This window comes from Marinobacter denitrificans (genome assembly GCF_008795955.1).
Classification (GTDB): Bacteria; Pseudomonadota; Gammaproteobacteria; order Pseudomonadales; family Oleiphilaceae; genus Marinobacter; species Marinobacter denitrificans.
Window position 1 is genome coordinate 1,195,393 of record NZ_VMHN01000001.1, and the last position, 18,947, is coordinate 1,214,339.

The window sequence follows — 18,947 nt, forward strand, 5'->3', positions numbered from 1 at the left end:
GTGGTCCGGAAAGTCAGTCCAGGCTGGTGAGCAGCCGCGGCTTTTCGATGATGAAACCCTGAGCATAGTCCACACCCAGACTGGTCAGCATATCGAGAACCCCGCGGGTTTCAACCTGCGAGGCAATCACTTCCCGTTTCATGTAGTGGGCCATGTCCACCATCGACTTCACCATTGCCCGGTCTGTTTCACTGGTATCCAGCTGGCTGGTGAAGGCGCTGTCGAGCTTGATGAAGTCCACTGGCAGGCTGCGCATGAACTGGAAGGAGGTTGGGCCGCTGCCGAAATCCCCCAGGCAGAATCGACACCCCAGCTCTTTCATTTCCTCGATGAACTCGGAAATGCCCTGAATGTCATTGATGGCCGAAGCCTCAGTAATCTCAAACCAGATCCTTTCGATGGGGGCGTCTTTCTGGCTCAATTTGTCATAGATGAATTCCATCAGCAGCTGGTCGTTCAGCGAATGCCCTGACAAGTTAATACAGATGCCCCCCAGGTGCTCCGGATCCGGCGCCTTGTCCCGCAGCCAGTCCAGCATCTGGCCCACCACCCAGCGGTCGACCGCCTGCATGCGATCATAGCGCTCCGCCATGCGGACAAAGTCCTTGCCGGTAATCAGGTTGCCGGTGTCATCATACATGCTGATCAGAATTTCATATTGTGGCGCCATGGTGGTGTGCGGATGCAGCGGGATGATCTTCTGGCAACGCAGTAACATGCGCTCTTCATTGAGATCTCCCAGATTGGCCACCTTGGCGGCAATCTGCTCCTGGCGGGCATGGCCGTGCGCGTCCAGGGAATACTCCATCACCTTGCCGTGTCCCCGTTTCTTGGCCGCTTTCATGGCTTCCTCAGCCGCCTTCAGCCAGCGCTCTGCGTTGGCAAGCGCCGGCAGTTCCTGGGCCAGCCCGGCACTGGCAGAGAGGTGATAACTACCGCTGTCAAAACGGAATTCCATGGCCTCAATGGCCGCCACGATGCCCCGGGAAGCCTCAAGGGCATTTTCTGCCGGCAGCATTACGGCAAACTCGTTACCTGACAGCCGTGCCAGTGGCATGCCATTACCCACGTGGCTGCGAAGTACATCCGCTATCATGCGCAGTGCTTCGTCCCCCGCCTGGTAGCCGGCGGTATCATTGAGCAGCCGGAACTGGCGCAGATCAAGCCTCACAAGTGCCCGCTCATCCTCGCGTCGCGCCAGTTGCTGCTCCAGCACACGCTCAAACTCACGACGCCCCAGCAGCCCTGTCAGCTCATCATGGGTGGACGCCCAGGACAATTGGTCGTAGACCTTGCGCACCATCCGGTCGATGCTCTCGTCCACCAGGGGCCGCTCGTACTGACTGTCCGGAACGATAATACCCTTGCGCATATGCTGGGCGAGAGCCTCCAGCTCCAGCTCTACCACCCGCATGCCCTGGTGGTTCACGAATACGAAGCGACTGAATCCGCGGGCCACCCAGACCAGGCGAATATACTGGGGCTCGTCCGGCTTCTCCTGGTCTTTGAGCCAATCACCCGTGCGCAACTGCTGGGCACGGTTAATCCAGCGCTGCAGGCTGCGCTGGTCGCGCTCCGACAGGGCCTGTTTCTTGTCGTCTTCGGTCTTCGCCGGCGGCATTTCCACCATGGCGGGCGGGCTTTCCGGGCTGCGCACCAGGAACTGCTTGAGCTCATCGCGGATCTGTGAAGACGGCATATGGTTACTGGAGATCGAGGCCAGCCCGTCCTGGATCACCCGCAACAACTCCGGGAGATTAATGGTGTTCTCAGGGTCATCCGCAAAGGTCATCAGCGAATCAATGACGGAAAGATAATCCTGCCACAACGGGCTGTCCTGTCCCTGGCGGATCCAGGTCAGCGAGAGCAGATCACGCCAGCCGCCATCCAGCAGGCTGACGACGGCCTTCGGCACTTTCCGGCCAGCCAGTTTCTGCTCCAGTACCACCGCCACTGCCTTCTTGGACTCCGACACCTTCTGGGCGCCCTCGGCGGCAGCCGTCACCCGCTCCACGTTGCGCCGGTAGACAAGGTTCTGGCGATCTATCAGCCCATCCAGTTCTTGCACGGCACTCTCAAATACCCCGGTGTCTTGCTCGAAATCGGTGGCGATCCGCTGAATCAGCTCATCAACCCGCCGCTGAACCACCGGATTGATGCGGCCACCCTTCACCCCCAGTTGAGCCAACCGGTTCATGACCCCACGCACCGGGCTGTCCTGATCATCAAAAAACTCGGGATCCCTCATGACCACTTTCAGCACCGGTACTTCCAGCTGGCGCATCCGCGACTGGGCATACGCACTGAGCTTCGGACTTTCCACCACACTGCTGAAGAACCGGTCGACCACATCCAGGGTACCTTGCTCCTCCTCACCCAGCGCGTGCTCTCCACTCTCCCTCACCCGTTCCACCACGCGTTCACGAAGGGACGGCTGTTCCGGGCTGGCAGCTGCTGCCTGCAGCTGGAGCTCTTGCAGTTGCTTCTGCAACTCACCGGCGGAAAGTTTCCTTGCACCCGGGGAAAACTCTACCGGTTCCATATCGCCCCGGGCCAGGCGACTTGCAGTCAACGTCCCAAGCAGATTTTTCACCGTTGCAAAGGCAGTCTGGGCGGCCGAGGCGTAACCACGGAATTCGGAGGAGGATTTTCGGCCAGGGAAGCGGGTCATTTTAAGCCCGGGAGGCTCCACCTCCCTGACAGGCGTGGCCTCCTCTTTTACCAGAGCCTCAGCGCTGGGTGCGACAGGCGCCTTTATTTTCTTCGCCTCTGCTTCCGCAGGGGAGTGTTCGCTCAGATACTTGCTCAGATCCAGGTCCGGCAATACGCCATGACGCACCAGAATATTATTCAACTCCCGATAAAGGGGGCCAAGGTGCATCAGTACGGTTTTTTCAAAGACCTTGAGGCAGGCCTTCTCCACATCACGGTCGGCCTTGAGCAGACTCAGGCCGGAATGGAAGGCTTCGCAGATCAGCGCCGGGCCGAGGGGGTTGTGGTGACCTGTGGAGTTGGCAATGCCCAGCTTGTCGAGGCGGAGTTTGAGCTGGAGCAGATCACCCCGGTACTGGGTATCCGCCTTGGTAACCATTACGCGGATTGTCAGCCAATCTTCAAACTCGCCCTTGTCCACCACCGATAACTCAGCCCCGGGAGCGCCCCTGGGAGCCGGTTTGAGGGGCGACTCGAGGCTGCGGGCCATCTGGTGCCAGATAATCCGCTGACGCGCCTGTAGCTGGCCAGACGCATCCATGAATTCATTCGCCTGCTGATCATTGCCCGCCCTCTGGGCCGCTTCACGCAGGGCGGCGATCATCTGCACGAGACACGAATCCATCAGCGGTTCTATATACTGAACAACGGCCTTTGCTGACTGGTGCAGGACGAACTGGACCTTGTCTGTGGGTGCCCGCAAGGAAGCCCGGTCCTGGTGGCGATCGGCGCCACACTGTTCCAGCATGGCATTGACAGCCTCGGGATTGGAGCGTGTAAAACCCACGCCCATGGCGCCTTCAATACGGCGCATGACATTGACGTACAATTCGTGACGTTTACGGCCGTCAGGGCTGCGAAAACGGACCACCAGCTCCGGAACGCCCCGCGAAAGAACCTGGTCCAGCTTTCTGGACGTCTCCCCGGAATACCGGACAAACAGGCCCTCAGCACAGAAATCCGCAATCTGACAGGGCAGGTTTTCGCCACTGCCAACATCCAGCTGGGCGGCAAGTTTGATCGGTTGGCGGGGACTAGAACGACGATCTTTCGGATCCATGAACTACCTGATTTCTGGCAAAGCCTGGTGGACCGGGAATGCAAACTGTTCCGGTTCCCGGCCGGTATCCCTGAAAGGCGACAGAAGCCACCTGCTACTTGGGGGAACATAGCTGTAATATAACCCCTGACCCACTTGCCAGCCAGCAACAAAATAACAGCCTGAACCATGACACAGCTTAGTCAGATCTATCTTGTTATGCTACTCATAACGGCACTTTCCGGGTGTACGACATTAGGCTATTACAGCCAGGCCGCCAGTGGCCATTTGTCCCTGATGATGTCCACACAACCGGTGCACCAATTGCTCGACGCCCCCTCGACGCCGCCAGCACTGCGGCAGAAACTCACCGTAGCCCATGACGCCCGTGAATTTGCCGCTGACCAGCTCGCGCTGCCCGTAGGCGATGCCTTTTCCAGCTATGCCGAACTGGGACGACCCTGGGTTGTGGTTAACCTGGTGGCGGTTCCTGAATTTTCACTCGACGCCCATCGCTGGTGTTATCCGATCATTGGATGCCAGGCCTACCGGGGCTACTACCAACTGGAGAAGGCGCAAAACGAAGAGCAGTCATTCATCGACAGGGGCTACGATACGTTTATCGGTGGTGTTACCGCCTATTCCACCCTTGGCTGGTTTGATGACCCACTGCATACCGGTTTCACCTCCCTGCCTGACGATCGCATGGTGGCCCTCATGTTCCATGAACTGGCCCACCGCGTGGTTTACATCAATGACGATACGGCCTTTAACGAGAGCTTTGCAACCGCCGTGGAGCTGGAGGGCCTGAAGCTGTGGCTCGAACAGAGAGGTGATGACGAAGGCTTCCAGAGGGCCCTGGCGCGCCTGGGTCAACGCAACCAGACCCTCGCCCTGGTAGAGGCCGCCTCCGGGCAACTGGAGGCTCTGTATGAACACCAGGACGCCTTACCAAAAGACGAGCTCCGCCAGCAAAAGGCGCGGATCTTCGCTGAACTTGAGCACGAGTATCGCGCGCTGTCAGCCGACTGGGACCAGCCCGGCCCATTCGGGGAGGATCCCGCAGGGCTGAATAACGCCAACCTGGCCCTGTTCAGCCAATACAACCAGCATGTGCCCGCCTTCCGGCAACTGATCCGGGAGAACGACGGCAATTTTGGAGCCTTTTACCAGATGGTGAAGGCATTATCGAAGGAACCCGAAGAGGCCCGCCAGCAAGCACTGGCCCGGCTAGGCCAGCACTTTGACGAAAACCTTTGAGTTTCTCTGGGTATTGTAGGATGCCAGTTTGAGCCCGGGCAGCTCCCGCACCGTAGACGGCTGAAACCCCCGCTCCCGGAACCAGTGCTCGGTCTGGGTGGTGAGTACGAACAACCGCTGTATGCCCTGCCCCCGGGCAAGCTTTTCGATCATAGCCAGAATCTCGTCGCCACGCCCTGCGCGCCGATAGGCCTGATCTACTGCGAAACAGGACAGCTCCCCCGCACTCTCGTCGGGATAGTGGTAGAGCGCCGCACATCCGACAACCGTGCCGTCCCGCTCAGCCACCACAAAACTGCCGATCTCCGTCTCCAGCATCTCCCGGGAACGGCGCACCAGGATGCCCTGTTCTTCCAGAGGCTGGATCAGCTCAAGTATGCCGCCGATGTCCTCCACCCTGGCCTGGCGGATCTGCTCGTAATTATCACTGCTGACCAGAGTACCGGAACCGTCACGGGTAAAGAGCTCTTCCAACAACGCGCCATCGTCAGCGTAGCTGATGATATGGGCCCGTCGTACGCCCCTCACACAGGCATCACAGGCAGCCCGCAAAAGATCCCCGTCATGGCCCTGCACCATGCCGGCAGCCAGCCGGTCAGAAGCCTGCCGGGCAGACAACTCCCGCATCAGCTGGCCGTCTTCGTCCAGCAGCCCCTGATTCTCGGTATACATGATCAGCTTTTCTGCCTGCAGGGCAGCGGCGACCTGGCCACCGACATCTTCGTAGGACAGGTTGAATGCATCTCCCGTCGGCGAATACCCGAGCGGCGGCAACAGCACAATGTGGCCCAGCTCCAGCAGCTTCTCGATACCCGCCACATCCACCCGACGCACCCGCCCTGTATGACCAAAATCGATCCCGTCAAGCACGCCCACCGGCCTTGCCGTGACATAGTTGCCGCTGCTGACCCGAATACGCGCATTATGCATGGGCGAATTCACCAGCCCCATGGAAAGCCGGCTTTCCAGAAACGCCCGCAACCCACCGATTGCCTCCAGCACTAACGGTAATTGCTGCTCTGGCGTTACCCGCAACCCACGGTGAAAGCTGGACTCCTCACTGGCATTATCCAGGCGCGTTTGAATCTGTGGCCGGGCGCCAAAAGCTACCACCAGCTTGATCCCTAAACTGCTAAGCAAGGCAATATCATGAATAATATTGATCAGGTTGCCATGGGCAATCGCATCGCCCCCGATGGTCAACACCACTGTGCGACCCCGGTGAGCGTTTATATAAGGCGATGAGTGACGGAACCCATGCAACCATTCGTTCGATTTCAAGCTCTTCTCCTGCGGGCCTTCATCTTAAGAGTAGTCCGGGTATTGGCGGGAAGCTTTCCCAAAACACGCCCGTGAATACGTCCCTGTAGGGCTCGGTCGCGCCGTCCCTGGCGCTCCACGGTTTTGGGAAAGCTTCCCGCCAATACCCTCGTTATTCTATTGAGCTGCCCTCCTGCGGGTTAAAGACAGAACTCTTTAATTAATCCTGTGAGGATTCGGATAGCGGGATCCAGTTGGGACAACTCGACGAATTCATCCGGTTGGTGAGCCTGGTCTATATAGCCCGGGCCCATGACCAGAGTTTCCATTCCCAGTTTCTGTAACCAGGGTGCCTCCGTCGCAAAGGCTACTGCTTCGGCGGTGTGGCCTGTCAGCTTTTCGCAGGCACGGACCAGTTCTGCATCAGCGGGCGTTTCAAAAGGCGGCACGCCATCGAACAATGGTTCGAACTCCATCGAAAGTTCGCGGTTTTTCGCCAGTGGCTGCAATTTATGGAGAATCTCCTGGCGTAGCGCGTTCATATCCATTCCCGGCAAGGGCCGCAGATCAAAATGCAACTCGCAGCGGGCACAGATGCGGTTTGGGTTGTCGCCGCCGTGAATACAGCCCAGGTTCAAGGTGGGTACCTGAACCTTGAAATTGGGGTTGCTGTATTTTGCCTGCCAGCCAGAACGTAGAGAAAGCAGCTCGCCCAGTGCCTCATGCATTCCTTCCATGGCATTGCGGCCCAGGGAAGGATCCGAGGAGTGACCGGACTGGCCCTCGAAGACCAGGCGCTCCATCATGATGCCCTTGTGCATGCGCACGGGCCTGAGGCCGGTGGGCTCGCCAATCACTGCATAACGGGCCTTGGGCCGACCTGCCTCGGCCAGGGCCCGGGCGCCGTTCATGGAGCTTTCTTCGTCGGCAGTGGCAAGGATGATCAGCGGCTGCTTCAGTTCCTCACCCACAAAGGCCCGCGCCGCTTCGATGGCCAGCGGGAAAAAGCCTTTCATGTCGCAGGTGCCCAGACCGTACCAGCGGTCGTCCCGCTCGGTCAGGGTAAACGGGTCACTCTGCCAGCGCTTGTCGTCGAAAGGCACAGTATCCGTGTGGCCGGAAAGCACCAGGCCGCCGGGCCCCCTGCCGAGGGTGGCGATCATGTTGTATTTGCCGGGCATGCCCGGCACTTCAAGCAGCTCGACGTCAAAGCCCATGGGCTCCAGCCATTCGGCCAGGGTGCGCACCACCGGCTCGTTGCTCTGGTCCCACTCCGCAGAGGCGCTGCTGATCGAGGGTTGAGAGATCAGCTTCGTCAGCATCTCGCGAACGCCGGGCAGATGTTGTGTGGATCCGGACATAAACAGTACTCCGCCCCGTCTCGGGGCTAGCGGGCCTGGCCCCGACGCCAGACCTCGAAAGTTGCAATCAGCCGAGTGGCAATGGGGTAGGCAACCTCGCCACCATCCATCAGCCGCGCGATTTCCATCCGCGAGTCACCTACGCTTACCAGCCTGCCTTCTACAACGTTACCATTCTCCAGGGTGACTCTCACCGTCTGTCCAATCCAGGAGTCGGCACTCTCCCTGTCGGCAGAATTCCAGCCGGCAATCATATCCGCGCGGCCATCACCACTGCCACCTGGTACCACGGGCTCGAGCATGACTTCGGGCCGCTCCGGCACTTCGGGCTCCACGCGAGTCAGATAGACGTCAGGCACTTCAGAACGATTATATCGGACGTTCAGGCTGTTCCCTGCCGCTTCCTCTTCCTCTCGAACAGGCACGCCCCAAACCGGGGCCGACGGGTTCAGCTCCAGAGTCAGCTCACCACCTTCGGTCAGCCACTGCCGATAGAGCGCCAGTAACTGGTCGCTGGCGCTGAATCCACGGGCTTTCAGGCCGTCGCTGAAGGCATCCATAACGATGCTCGTCCATTCGCCGGTCTCCACTGCGGATTCCCGGGAACAATAGGCCGCCACCCGACGCATCAGGCCGCCGTCCCGCAGCGTTACTGTCATCGCTGAGGTAGCGGAGCTCATAAGGCCCGGTAAATCCAGCGGGTTGATCCTCGCGCCGGGCCAGTCGATTTCCACGCTGCCGGTATCGACCGTGGTCAGTTCGCCATAAACACCGCCGGCACGCTGGGTAACGAGAGCCTCACCAGACACGTCGGAAACCCCGAGCCTGAGCAGGTCACCGCTCCCGAGTTGCTGGCGATGATCAGGACCGCAAACCGGAGAAAACAGGGAGGGAGTCCTGTCACTGCCATCCGTAACCCAGTTGGGGAACATGTTGCTGTCCAGCATCAGGCGCAGATTCTCAGCTTGCAGGGACCACTTGCCAGGGAGGTCCATCGGGTCCAGCAAAGCGGTCAGCAAGGCCAGGGGGGAGCCGGCATCAAACGCCAGACGATCGAACGCCACAGGTCTGGTCAGGCGGAAATCCTGATAACTGCCATTACCCAGTACCAGCCGGCCTTCGATGCCGGAACGGATCTCGCCCCGATCAATCACCCCCACTTCTTCAAACGCCTTGCGGGCCTCGGCCAGCCTCTGGTCCGCCAGCCACCAGACCGCGCCCTTGAATGACAGGTAGCCAATCAGAGCCAGAACAACCAGAAAGGTGAGCAGGCGCTTCATCAATCGTTCCTCTCGGGGAGTCAGTTACGGGAAATCAGCGTACCCACACCTTCATCCGTGAAGATTTCCAGCAACGTGGCATGGGCCACACGGCCGTCGATAATATGGGAGGTACGAACGCCGTTTTCCACCGCGTCCAGGGCGCAGCGAATCTTCGGCAGCATGCCCCCATGGATAGTGCCGTCCTCGATCAGTTCGTTGACCTGTTTCACGGTCAAGCCGGTCAGTACCTTACCTTCCTTGCTCTTGAGCCCGGACACATTGGTCAGCAGGATCAGCTTCTCGGCCTTCATTGCCTCGGCCACCTTGCCAGCCACCAGATCCGCATTGATGTTATAAGACGCGCCGTCAGGGCCAACGCCAATGGGGGCAATCACCGGAATCACATTGCTACGGGTGAGCATTTCGATCACTTCAACATTCACGCTGGCCACTTCGCCCACATGGCCAATATCAATGATTTCCGGGCGCTCCAGCTCGGGGGAGCGGTTCACGACTTCCAGCTTGCGGGCCCGGATCAGGTTGGCGTCCTTACCCGTCAGGCCCACAGCTGTGCCGCCGTGGGAGTTGATCAGAGACACAATCTGTTTGTTGACCTGGCCACCCAGTACCATCTCCACCACATCCATGGTCTGGCTGTCGGTGACCCGCATGCCGTTCACGAAGTTGGACTTGATGTTCAGGCGCTCCAGCAACTCGCCAATCTGTGGGCCGCCACCGTGAACCACAATGGGATTGATACCCACGAGCTTCATCAGCACCACATCCCGGGCGAAGCTGCTTTTCAGTTCCTCGTTTTCCATGGCGTTGCCGCCGTATTTGATCACCACGGTTTTCCCGGTAAACCGCTGAATATAGGGCAGGCCCTTACTCAGTACTGCTGACACCTGCATTGCTGTTTCACGATCCAGAGCCATTCACATTGCCTTGTTGGTCAGAATTCTCATCATTGGTTTTACGATTATTCCAGAGCCGTCAGAAATCCGCGACAAGATCCGGTGCCACTTTCTGCAGCTGTTCCCGGAAAACAGCCTTGATGCGCTCCAGCGCCTCTTCCGTCTCGGCCTCGAAGCGAAGCACCAGCGCCGGGGTGGTATTGGAAGCACGGCACAACCCCCAGCCATCGGTGTATTCCACACGAAGACCGTCGATGGTACTGATATTTGCCTCACCAAAGTTGGCTTCTTTGCCCAGGCGTTCCATCAACGGGAACTTGACCTCCTCCGGTACCGCTACGCTCAGCTCCGGCGTACTGATATCTTCGGGGAAGTCCTCGAACACCTCGTCACAATGACGGTCCTCAATACCCAGGATTTCCAGCAGCCTGGCGGCGGAATACAGGCCATCGTCAAAGCCCATCCAGCGCTCGCCGAAGAAAATATGGCCGCTCATCTCTCCCGCCAACAGTGCCCCGGTCTCCTTCATTTTGGCTTTCATCAGGGAGTGGCCGGATTTCCACATGACCGGCCGCCCACCAGCCTCGGAAATCACCGCGGCAAGACGGCGGCTGCATTTCACGTCATAAAGCACATCGGCACCCGGGTTACGGGAAACCACGTCCCTGGCAAAGAGCATCAGCAGGCGGTCGGGCCAGATGATCTTGCCGGTGTTGGTCACGACACCCAGGCGGTCTCCATCACCGTCGAAAGCCAGGCCAATGTCTGCGCCTTCGGCCTTCACCCGCTCGATCAGATCCGCAAGATTTTCGGGCTTGCCGGGGTCCGGGTGGTGGTTGGGGAAGTTGCCATCCACGTCGCAGTAGAGGGGGATGACCTCGCAGCCCAGTTCCTCGATCAGCAATGGCCCCAGCTCGCCAGCGATACCATTGCCGGCATCCAGAACGACCTTGAGCGGCGCTGCAACCGCAATGTCGCCAACGATGCGGTCCAGGTAGGCCCGGCGCACATCTTCCGAGGACTGGCTGCCATGACCGCTGGCGAAATCACCGGTACGGATTCGCTGTAACAGTTTCTGGATGGCGTCACCAGACAGGGTTTCACCCCCAAGCATGATCTTGAGGCCATTATAGTTGGCGGGATTGTGGCTTCCGGTGACCATAACCCCGGAGCCGGTACCCAGTTCATGGGTTGCAAAATAGAGCACGGGGGTGGGTACAGCGCCCACATGAATAACGTTGCACCCGGTCGCCATGACTCCCTTTGCCAGGGCGTCGGCCAGTTCAGGACTGGAATGACGACCATCGTAGCCAATACACAGACTGTCCTTACCCCGCGCCAAGGCCTCGCTGCCAATGGCGCGGCCGATCACCGTCACGATATCGGGGGTCAGGGTTTCACCCACAATACCGCGGATGTCGTAGGCCCGGAAAATGGTATCGGAAACCTCTGCTTCGGGCAGAGCCACCTCCTCAACGTCCGGCGTATCGTCCGTGCTACCGGAACCGCCAAATCCGAGCACATCGTCGTCACCATCCAGCATATCGATGTCGAGCATATCCTTGTCCTGGAATAGCGGCTCGTCGGCGGCGGGCTTTGGCGCCTGTCCGCCGCTGGCCGGCTTCGGGCGCGCTGATTCGCCAGCCTTGGCAACGCGCTTCTCCACCATCTGTGAAAGCCGGTGAAGCACTTCAGCCGTCGACGCCACCATATCCCACTTCAGTGTGGGCGGCTTGATTCTTTCTCCACCAAACACCTTGTGGGCCCACTGGATCAACACGGTCACATCCTGCCGCAGACCTCTCTGGGCATTGCCCAGCAGCAGCCAGACAACAATCGCCGCAATCAACGCAGGAACCAATGTCAGGATGATAGCCAACGTGCTATTGAAAAGCGGGGCCGGTGACGACGCAGGGCGGTACTGAAGCTCCCAGTCCGGGTTAGTCAGGTCACGTGTCTGGACAGGGCCACTCCCACTCCCCTGGCTCACAATGGTGCGATTTGCGCCGTTAACGGACTGGATCAGGGAGAACTGCCCCCCCAGTGTCTGGTTGACTCCGGACATCAGTGGTTGCAACGGCGCGGTGCTGAAAACCACCAGTACACTGCCGGCAACCGCACGGCTCTGGGGGTTGCGGACCGGGGCGGCCATCTGCAGATACCATTGCCCGTCCCGCGGGAAGGCATCCGGGTAGAGTCTCTGGCCGGTTTCAGCCCGCCGCGCCAGGTCCAGACCGGCAAAGCCCAGGGTAGGCTCGCTGGCACTGCGGGGAATCTCCCCGTAAGGGAACAGGTAGACCGCTTCAACCTCCGGCAAGGTACCGGCGAGATCCGAGGCAACCTCTTCAATGGAGGCCTCGCCACGAAGTGCAGCCCGGACATGATCCTGTGCAGCTATGCCCTCTACTGAAGACTGAAGCAGCGAAAGCTGTTGGTTAATCCTGATTGCAGCCGTATCAGCCTCCAGAGCGGCCTGCATTTCATAACGGCGGGCCTCGGAAGGGGCGGCCAACAGGAAGTAGAGCAGCGCAGCTGATATTGCGCCGGCTATGACAACAACCAGAGCCTGGGTGACAGAAACAGAACTCAGCCGCTTGTGGCTCGGGCCAGTGGTCGATTTTTTGTCTTTGCTCTGTTTTTTTGCCTGTTTCCTGTCTGGATTCTTCTCAGGTGCGGCCTCGTCAGAGTTCTTCTTTTTGCCAAGCTTCATAGTCCATCCTGCTGGTGTTATTTTCGCCCGGATTCTTCATTTATCAGGGAAGTATAGCCCCTGAATACGGTTCTGCGCGTGCAAGCTCAATGGGTTCCTGTTGAACCGAACCCACCATCCCCGCGCTGGCTGGCGTCAAAAACAGACACCACTTCAAAGTCTGCCTGCACAACAGGCACCAGCACCAATTGGGCAATGCGTTCGCCTACCTCAACGGTGAATTCGGTTAGCCCGCGGTTCCAGCAGGACACCATCAGCTCGCCCTGATAGTCGGAGTCAATCAGCCCCACCAGATTGCCCAGCACGATGCCATGCTTGTGTCCCAGCCCGCTACGGGGAAGAATCATTGCTGCCAGAGACGGGTCGGCAATGTGTATGGAAAGGCCGGTTTTTATCAGTTCGGTCTGCCCCGGTTTCAGGGTAAGAGGCGCATCAAGGCAGGCTCGCAGATCAAGACCAGCCGAGCCTTCTGTTGCGTATTGCGGAAAAGGCACTGTATTGCCAATCCGGTCATCGAGAATGCGTACCTGAAACGTTTTTCGGGTCATCGATTTTCCTTGTCAGAAAGCGCCGGCGGGGCCAGCCTTTTCGGTGAGTTGATCTGCAATCAGGGCAATCAGCCGTTGCGCAAGGATCGCCTTGGAGTCAGGCCCTATGGACTCCCGGCCCTCGCGCCAGAAGACGGTGACAGCGTTATTGTCGCTGTTGAACCCCAGCCCTGGCGCCGAGACGTCATTGGCCACGATCATATTGAGCTTTTTCCGTGTCAGTTTGTCGAGGGCGTAGTGCTCAACATCGCGAGTTTCCGCGGCAAAGCCAACGGTGAACGGAGCATCGACCCGGGCAGCTATGGTAGCGAGAGTGTCAGGGTTACGCACCAGCGACAGGCTCATATTTTCGTTCGATTTCTTGATCTTGTCACCGGCGCAGGCGTCTGGGCGATAGTCCGCCACCGCCGCTGTCGCAATAAACAGGTCGCAGCCCTCGTCGACCGCCCTGCCAGCCTCTTCGAGCATATCCTGCGCAGTCGTTACCCCGCGAACCTCAACGCCGGCAGGAGCGGCGAGGGCCACCGGCCCGCTGACCAGAGTCACCTGCGCACCAGCTGCTCGGGCGGCCTCAGCAAGGGCATACCCCATCTTCCCGGAACTGTGATTGCTGATATAACGCACCGGATCGATAGGCTCCCGGGTAGGGCCGGCCGTAATGACCACGCGTCGCCCCGAGAGCGGGCCCACGTCAGCACCGACAATAAGATCATGCAGCGCTGCTGCCTCAAGCATTCTGCCCGGTCCTACATCACCACAGGCCTGCGAGCCCTGATCCGGGCCCCAGAGGCTGACCTGTGGATCAGATGCCAGCAAGGCGATGTTGCGTTGCGTGCGGCGGTTACTCCACATTGCCTGATTCATCGCCGGAGCTATCGCGATCGGTGCCTCTGTGGCGCAACACAGCGTGGTCAGCAAATCGTCCGCCATCCCCTGAGCCAGGCGGGCAATAAAGTCGGCCGAGGCGGGCGCAACCACTACCTGATCCGCCCATTTCGCCAGCTCGATATGGCCCATGCCGGACTCAGCTTCCGGATCCAGCAATGACGTCCGGACCGGCTCGCCACTGAGCGCCTGGAAGGTAAGCGGTGTAACAAAAGCTTCAGCACCCCGGGTCATCACCACCCGGACTTCATGGCCGGATTTTTTAAGCAGCCGGACCAGTTCAGCAGTCTTATAGGCGGCAATACCGCCGGTCACGCCCAACAGGATTCGCTTAGTGGCCATAACGGCTCCGTATCCATCACAAAATGAAAGGCTTATAAGATACCATGACAGAGCGCTGCCGGCAGCCTGCCTGGCGTGTTAGAATTCAGTCGATGGCGCACGCGCAGGAAGCGCAAACCACAACAGAAAGGATTCAACTCATGCCCGATACCGACTGGCCATGCGACGAACGACCACGGGAACGACTGCTGGCCCACGGTGCCGGAAGCCTGTCCGATGCTGAACTACTGGCGATTTTCCTCCGCACCGGCACGCCGGGCATGCCTGTTATGGCTTTGGCCCGTCACCTGACCGAGAACTTCGGCGGCCTGCGCGGCCTGATGACCGCCTCCAGGCGGCAATTCTGCGAGATAAAGGGCCTGGGGACCGCAAAATATGCCCAGGTACAGGCGGCCATGGAAATGGCCCGGCGGGTAATGGATGAGCCTCTGCGCCAGGGTGATCCGCTACGCTCACCGGAAGACACGCGCCGCTTTTTGTGTAGCCGGCTTGGCACCTATCCCCACGAGGTCTTTTCGGGGCTTTTCCTCGACAATCGCCACCGGGTGATCCAGTACCGGGAACTGTTCCGGGGCACCATAGACGGTGCAGCCGTCTATCCCAGGGAGGTGGTTAGGCAGGCACTGGAATTCAATGCGGCGGCCGTAATATTTGCCCACAATCACCCCTCTGGGGTGGCAGAGCCCAGCCAGGCCGACATATCCCTGACCCGGCGCCTGAAAGAAGCACTGGGGCTGGTGGATATCAGGGTTCTTGACCATATGGTTGTCGGGCATGGTGAGGTAATATCCCTGGCTGAACGGGGGCTGATGTAAGCCGGACGGGATTTCACCGGGAAACTGGCCAAATTCCCAACAATTTTTTGCGTTGGGGCAGCAGTTCTGGTATAAAAGCGTCCCTTTACTGGCGGCGTCTGGCGGGCAGCGTGCAATTTTGCGGCGCAGGTAGCGACCAGAGACGCAATTAAACGAATTAAATACGCATTTTCAGGACCAAAGCTCAGGTCGGAGGCAAGTATGTCCAGAGTCTGTCAGGTTACCGGTAAGCGACCGGTCACCGGTAACAATGTTTCTCACGCGATGAACCACTCACGTCGTCGTTTTCTGCCCAACCTGCAGAACCATCGTTTCTGGGTTGAATCAGAGAAGCGCTTCGTAAAGCTGCGCGTATCCACCAAGGGTATGCGTGTTATCGATAAAAAAGGCATTGACGCTGTGCTGGCCGATCTTCGTGCCCGCGGCGAGAAATTTTAAGGAGCCGCATCATGCGCGAGAAAATCAAGCTGGTTTCATCAGCAGGTACTGGTCATTTCTACACGACCAACAAGAACAAGCGTAACACCCCGGAAAAAATCGAGATCAAAAAGTACGATCCGGTTGTCCGCAAGCACGTTGCGTATAAGGAAGCCAAGATCAAGTAAGATCATGGCGACCGCAAAAAACCCGGCCACGGCCGGGTTTTTTAATGCCTGTGGCCAGGACAAAAATGCTAGAAGGTTTCCAGGTAACCCTGGGGCAGCTTGATGTCCATGGCGATTGGCAGATGATCCGATACCGGATAGCTGACAACCTCCGAACGCCGTATCTCCAGGCTCGGGCTTACCAGAATATGATCCAGTGCGCGCTCGGGGCGCCAGCTAGGGAAGCTGTGGGCAGTATCCGGCAGGGGGACCAGATTGGAATGCTTCAGAGGAGTGTTGCTGAGCAGTTCCTCCGCATGATTGTTGAGGTCACCCATCAGCACCACATGCTGATACTCGGCAATCAACTCCTGGATGTAAGCGAGTTGACGCTGCTGGGCCGACTTGCTCAGGGACAGGTGCATCATCACCAGAACCAAAGGATCTTCCTCTACCCCGTAACGGGCAACGATGGCGCCCCGCCCCGGAATAAGGCCGGGCAACCGGTGCTCGGTAACATCCAGCGGCCGGTAGCGGCTGAGCAAGCCATTGCTGTGCTGGGCCAGTTGCCCCAGATTGCGATTGAGCTGCTGATGCCAGTAAGGAATCCCCGACGCTTCTGCCAGATACTGCACCTGGTTGATATAACCGCTGCGCAGACTGCCGCCATCGCATTCCTGCAGTGCGACAACATCGTAATTGCTGAGCAATGTGGCAATACGGTCGAGATTCTGGATGCGTTTGCCATGAGGGAGAAAGTGCTGCCAGCTACGGGTGACGTAGTGGCGATAAGAAGACGTATTGATGCCGACCTGGATATTGAACGTCAGCAGGCGGATATGGCGGTGAGGCTCAAATTCCGGAACATGGGCATCACCAGAACAGGTCCCGCGAGGCCCATTCGTTGATTTGAGAATACCATTCAGCTGCTTGCGAATACGGTTATACATGTGATGGCAGCTCTGACTCAAGATATGGCCCGGCTAACGTATCGTAGCCGGGCCCTGGCAATTACTGGTCCTGGCCTTCACGTTCCTTCTCAACCAGGTAGTCAACAACCTCCAGCACCTCTTCATGGCCACCGGCCATTGAAGCAGTGATACGATACTTGCCATTAACAATCATAGTCGGTGTACCGGTTACGCGCGCGCCCCGAATCTTGGCCTGGGCCTGCTGCATTTTTGCATTCACACCAAAGCTATTGTAGTTCTTGAGAAATTCTTCGCCATCCACACCGTGATTTGCCACGAAGTCCGCCAGGGCTTCACCTGAGTTCAGCGGGCGGCGCTCCCCCGCCAGCGCCTCAAACAGGGCATCATGAACCTTGTCCAGTTCGCCCATCGTCTGCAGTGCGTAAAAAGCCTTGGCATGGGGCTCCCAGGAGCTACCCAGGGCAGCAGGGATGTTTACGTAATTGACGTACTCCGGGCTATTCTCAACCCAGCTTTCGATCAAGGGCTTGAAGGTATAGCAGTGAGGACAGCCGTACCAGAACACTTCAGCCACCTCGACACCACTTTCACTGGCAGTTCTGACCGGGTTATCCAGTTTTTGATAATGCTGCCCCTCTTCCCACGTGGCAGCGCTTGCCTGGGCCACGAAAAACAGGGCCAGAATGGATAATGCGGCGTTCCGGACTATTCCGATCATTTATTATCTCCGGTTTTCAAGTTGGACGATTTGAGAGGATTATGACCCAGCAGACCTGAAAAGTTCCACAAGGGCGGGATTAAAGAGCGGCAACCAACAAAAAACCCCGCCAGAGCGGGGTTTCAGCGTAACCGGAATCGATCAGTTGAGGCCGGAAACGTAACTGGCCACTGCTTCGATCTCGGCATCCGTCAATTTGGCAGCAACGTCCATCATGACCGAAGCGTTACGACCGCCATCGCGTTCGCCGTCACGGTAGGCCTTGAGCTGCTTTTCCACATACTCAGCAGTCTGGCCGCTCAGCCTGGGATAACCCGCAGGTTCGTTACCCGTGCCCCGTGGATTATGACACCCGGCGCAGGACGGAACACCAGAAGCCATGTTGCCACCACGGTAGAGCGCCTGCCCTTCATCCACCAGGTCAGGGTTGGCCTGGGCAACTGTAATATCCTGCTCATTGAAGTAGGCAGCGAGGTCCTGAAGATCCTGGTCGGACATGTTGTCCAGCAGACCAGTCATCTCTGGAATTTCGCGTTCCTTGTCCTTGATCAGTACCAGCTGCTGGTGAAGGTATTTTTCGCCAACACCGGAAAGCTTCGGATACACCGCCATGACCGGCTTTGCTCCGCCTTGCCCGTGACACCCGGCACACACCGCTGCATTTGCTTCGCCTGCTTCAGGATCTCCTGCCCCGTGAGCCATCGCTGTGAGGCCAACACCGAGAACAACTCCTGCGATCAGTTTCTTCATGCTCGCTCCGCTTCTCTCATCCAAAAGTATTCTTCGTTATGCAGCCGGCAGGCACTGGCCTGGAAGGCACAAACCGGGGCTGATCAGCAGCAACGCGAAGCGTGCTGCCCGGATTTGGTGTAGCATTATACATTAATCCCTGACAACTGAAATCCAATAGGAATATCAACACCCGTGTCATCTGATCTGACTCAAAAAAGCATCTCTTTTAACAGCGCCCGCTTTCTGACCAGCGCCTCGCGCCTGGAGGAATGTCCACCGGACCATGGCGCCGAAGTCGCCTTTGCCGGGCGCTCGAACGCGGGCAAATCCAGCGCGATCAATTGCATCACCACCAACGGCAAACTGGCCCGCACCAGTAAAACCCCGGGGCGCACCCGCCTGATCAACTTCTTCTCCCTCAACCGGGAACACTGCCGCTTGGTGGATCTGCCCGGCTATGGCTATGCCAAGGTGTCCCGGGACATGAAAGATGACTGGCAAAAACATCTGGGCCACTACCTGAACGACCGCCGCTGCCTGCGCGGGCTGGTGCTGGTCATGGACATCCGACACCCGCTGACCGATTTCGACCAAATGATGGTGGAATGGTGCGAACATAACAAGCTTCCGTTGATGATTCTGGCCACCAAAGCCGACAAACTGAAATTCGGACAGGCCAAGACGGCAATGCTCAACATTGCCAGGAAGCTGGAAGGGCTGGAATGCCTGCATCACCTGGTCATGTTCTCCGCCACCTCCAAGCGAGGTCTGGACGAAGCCAGGGATGCGCTTACCCAGTGGCTGGACGACGATCAGCCGGAGGCGCTAGATTAACCCTTCGCCCATAAAAAACCGGCCTGCATGACAGGCCGG

General features: G+C 58.5%; 16 protein-coding genes. 5 read left to right on the forward strand and 11 right to left on the reverse strand.

The window, feature by feature from the left end; translation table 11 throughout:
- Window positions 1–13: 13 nt before the first annotated feature.
- Complete coding sequence (locus FO268_RS05585) at window positions 14–3,772, reverse strand: DUF1631 family protein (protein WP_150990571.1); 3,759 nt, start codon at window positions 3,770–3,772, stop codon at window positions 14–16.
- A 168-nt stretch (window positions 3,773–3,940) separates the two neighbouring features.
- Here FO268_RS05585 and FO268_RS05590 point away from each other — a divergent pair, with 168 nt between their 5' ends.
- Window positions 3,941–5,011, forward strand: a complete 1,071-nt coding sequence (locus tag FO268_RS05590) for an aminopeptidase (RefSeq protein ID WP_150990573.1) — start codon at window positions 3,941–3,943, stop codon at window positions 5,009–5,011.
- On the opposite strand, the gene argA is transcribed toward FO268_RS05590, so the two are convergent.
- The 7 genes from argA to coaBC all read right to left on the reverse strand — a co-directional run bounded on the left by argA (window position 4,982) and on the right by coaBC (window position 14,293).
- Window positions 4,982–6,292 (reverse strand): amino-acid N-acetyltransferase, encoded by a 1,311-nt coding sequence (gene argA, locus FO268_RS05595; protein WP_150990575.1) that lies wholly within the window; start codon window positions 6,290–6,292, stop codon window positions 4,982–4,984. The two genes, FO268_RS05590 and argA, sit on opposite strands and share 30 nt — an antisense overlap.
- Before the next feature lie 179 nt (window positions 6,293–6,471).
- The gene (argE, locus tag FO268_RS05600; protein ID WP_150990577.1) at window positions 6,472–7,632 is read right to left on the reverse strand and encodes an acetylornithine deacetylase; all 1,161 of its coding nucleotides are present in this window, start codon (window positions 7,630–7,632) and stop codon (window positions 6,472–6,474) included.
- Window positions 7,633–7,658: 26 nt separating this feature from the next.
- The gene (locus FO268_RS05605; protein WP_150990579.1) at window positions 7,659–8,912 is read right to left on the reverse strand and encodes an acetylornithine deacetylase; all 1,254 of its coding nucleotides are present in this window, start codon (window positions 8,910–8,912) and stop codon (window positions 7,659–7,661) included.
- Between the two features lie 20 nt (window positions 8,913–8,932).
- On the reverse strand, window positions 8,933–9,829 hold the full coding sequence (gene argB / locus FO268_RS05610) for an acetylglutamate kinase (protein ID WP_150990581.1): 897 nt from the start codon (window positions 9,827–9,829) through the stop codon (window positions 8,933–8,935).
- 58 nt (window positions 9,830–9,887) lie between these two features.
- On the reverse strand, window positions 9,888–12,518 hold the full coding sequence (locus tag FO268_RS23265) for a phosphomannomutase/phosphoglucomutase (protein WP_150990583.1): 2,631 nt from the start codon (window positions 12,516–12,518) through the stop codon (window positions 9,888–9,890).
- A gap of 86 nt (window positions 12,519–12,604) precedes the next feature.
- Window positions 12,605–13,066: a dUTP diphosphatase gene (gene dut / locus FO268_RS05620; protein ID WP_150990585.1), complete on the reverse strand. Its 462-nt coding sequence runs from the start codon at window positions 13,064–13,066 to the stop codon at window positions 12,605–12,607.
- A gap of 12 nt (window positions 13,067–13,078) precedes the next feature.
- Window positions 13,079–14,293 (reverse strand): bifunctional phosphopantothenoylcysteine decarboxylase/phosphopantothenate--cysteine ligase CoaBC, encoded by a 1,215-nt coding sequence (gene coaBC, locus FO268_RS05625; protein ID WP_150990587.1) that lies wholly within the window; start codon window positions 14,291–14,293, stop codon window positions 13,079–13,081.
- 140 nt (window positions 14,294–14,433) lie between these two features.
- On the opposite strand from coaBC, the gene radC reads away from it, so the two are divergent.
- The 3 genes from radC (at window position 14,434) to rpmG (ending at window position 15,713) form a co-directional block, all read left to right on the forward strand.
- Window positions 14,434–15,108 (forward strand): RadC family protein, encoded by a 675-nt coding sequence (radC, locus tag FO268_RS05630; RefSeq protein WP_150990589.1) that lies wholly within the window; start codon window positions 14,434–14,436, stop codon window positions 15,106–15,108.
- A gap of 201 nt (window positions 15,109–15,309) precedes the next feature.
- A complete protein-coding gene (gene rpmB, locus FO268_RS05635; RefSeq protein ID WP_027829915.1) occupies window positions 15,310–15,546 on the forward strand; it encodes a 50S ribosomal protein L28 in 237 nt (78 codons plus the stop codon).
- 11 nt (window positions 15,547–15,557) lie between these two features.
- Window positions 15,558–15,713, forward strand: coding sequence for a 50S ribosomal protein L33 (rpmG, locus tag FO268_RS05640; RefSeq protein WP_007153739.1), 156 nt, complete (start codon window positions 15,558–15,560; stop codon window positions 15,711–15,713).
- Window positions 15,714–15,781: 68 nt separating this feature from the next.
- On the opposite strand, the gene FO268_RS05645 is transcribed toward rpmG, so the two are convergent.
- The 3 genes from FO268_RS05645 to FO268_RS05655 all read right to left on the reverse strand — a co-directional run bounded on the left by FO268_RS05645 (window position 15,782) and on the right by FO268_RS05655 (window position 18,092).
- Window positions 15,782–16,642: an endonuclease/exonuclease/phosphatase family protein gene (locus FO268_RS05645; protein ID WP_150990591.1), complete on the reverse strand. Its 861-nt coding sequence runs from the start codon at window positions 16,640–16,642 to the stop codon at window positions 15,782–15,784.
- Window positions 16,643–16,703: 61 nt separating this feature from the next.
- On the reverse strand, window positions 16,704–17,342 hold the full coding sequence (locus FO268_RS05650; protein ID WP_150990593.1) for a thiol:disulfide interchange protein DsbA/DsbL: 639 nt from the start codon (window positions 17,340–17,342) through the stop codon (window positions 16,704–16,706).
- 141 nt (window positions 17,343–17,483) lie between these two features.
- Complete coding sequence (locus FO268_RS05655; RefSeq protein ID WP_150990595.1) at window positions 17,484–18,092, reverse strand: c-type cytochrome; 609 nt, start codon at window positions 18,090–18,092, stop codon at window positions 17,484–17,486.
- 174 nt (window positions 18,093–18,266) lie between these two features.
- Between FO268_RS05655 and yihA the strand changes: the two genes are divergently transcribed.
- Window positions 18,267–18,908 (forward strand): ribosome biogenesis GTP-binding protein YihA/YsxC, encoded by a 642-nt coding sequence (gene yihA / locus FO268_RS05660; RefSeq protein WP_150990597.1) that lies wholly within the window; start codon window positions 18,267–18,269, stop codon window positions 18,906–18,908.
- Window positions 18,909–18,947: the final 39 nt, after the last annotated feature.

Excerpts from the sequence above, each read along its gene's own strand:
- FO268_RS05655 (WP_150990595.1), bottom strand. The coding sequence starts at position 18,092 with ATGAAGAAACTGATCGCAGGAGTTGTTCTCGGTGTTGGCCTCACAGCG.
- FO268_RS05590 (WP_150990573.1), top strand. The coding sequence starts at position 3,941 with ATGACACAGCTTAGTCAGATCTATCTTGTTATGCTACTCATAACGGCA.
- FO268_RS05585 (WP_150990571.1), bottom strand. The coding sequence starts at position 3,772 with ATGGATCCGAAAGATCGTCGTTCTAGTCCCCGCCAACCGATCAAACTT.
- radC (WP_150990589.1), top strand. The coding sequence starts at position 14,434 with ATGCCCGATACCGACTGGCCATGCGACGAACGACCACGGGAACGACTG.
- coaBC (WP_150990587.1), bottom strand. The coding sequence starts at position 14,293 with ATGGCCACTAAGCGAATCCTGTTGGGCGTGACCGGCGGTATTGCCGCC.
- dut (WP_150990585.1), bottom strand. The coding sequence starts at position 13,066 with ATGACCCGAAAAACGTTTCAGGTACGCATTCTCGATGACCGGATTGGC.
- rpmG (WP_007153739.1), top strand. The coding sequence starts at position 15,558 with ATGCGCGAGAAAATCAAGCTGGTTTCATCAGCAGGTACTGGTCATTTC.
- FO268_RS05605 (WP_150990579.1), bottom strand. The coding sequence starts at position 8,912 with ATGAAGCGCCTGCTCACCTTTCTGGTTGTTCTGGCTCTGATTGGCTAC.
- rpmB (WP_027829915.1), top strand. The coding sequence starts at position 15,310 with ATGTCCAGAGTCTGTCAGGTTACCGGTAAGCGACCGGTCACCGGTAAC.
- argE (WP_150990577.1), bottom strand. The coding sequence starts at position 7,632 with ATGTCCGGATCCACACAACATCTGCCCGGCGTTCGCGAGATGCTGACG.
- FO268_RS05645 (WP_150990591.1), bottom strand. The coding sequence starts at position 16,642 with ATGTATAACCGTATTCGCAAGCAGCTGAATGGTATTCTCAAATCAACG.
- FO268_RS23265 (WP_150990583.1), bottom strand. The coding sequence starts at position 12,518 with ATGAAGCTTGGCAAAAAGAAGAACTCTGACGAGGCCGCACCTGAGAAG.
- FO268_RS05650 (WP_150990593.1), bottom strand. The coding sequence starts at position 17,342 with ATGATCGGAATAGTCCGGAACGCCGCATTATCCATTCTGGCCCTGTTT.
- argB (WP_150990581.1), bottom strand. The coding sequence starts at position 9,829 with ATGGCTCTGGATCGTGAAACAGCAATGCAGGTGTCAGCAGTACTGAGT.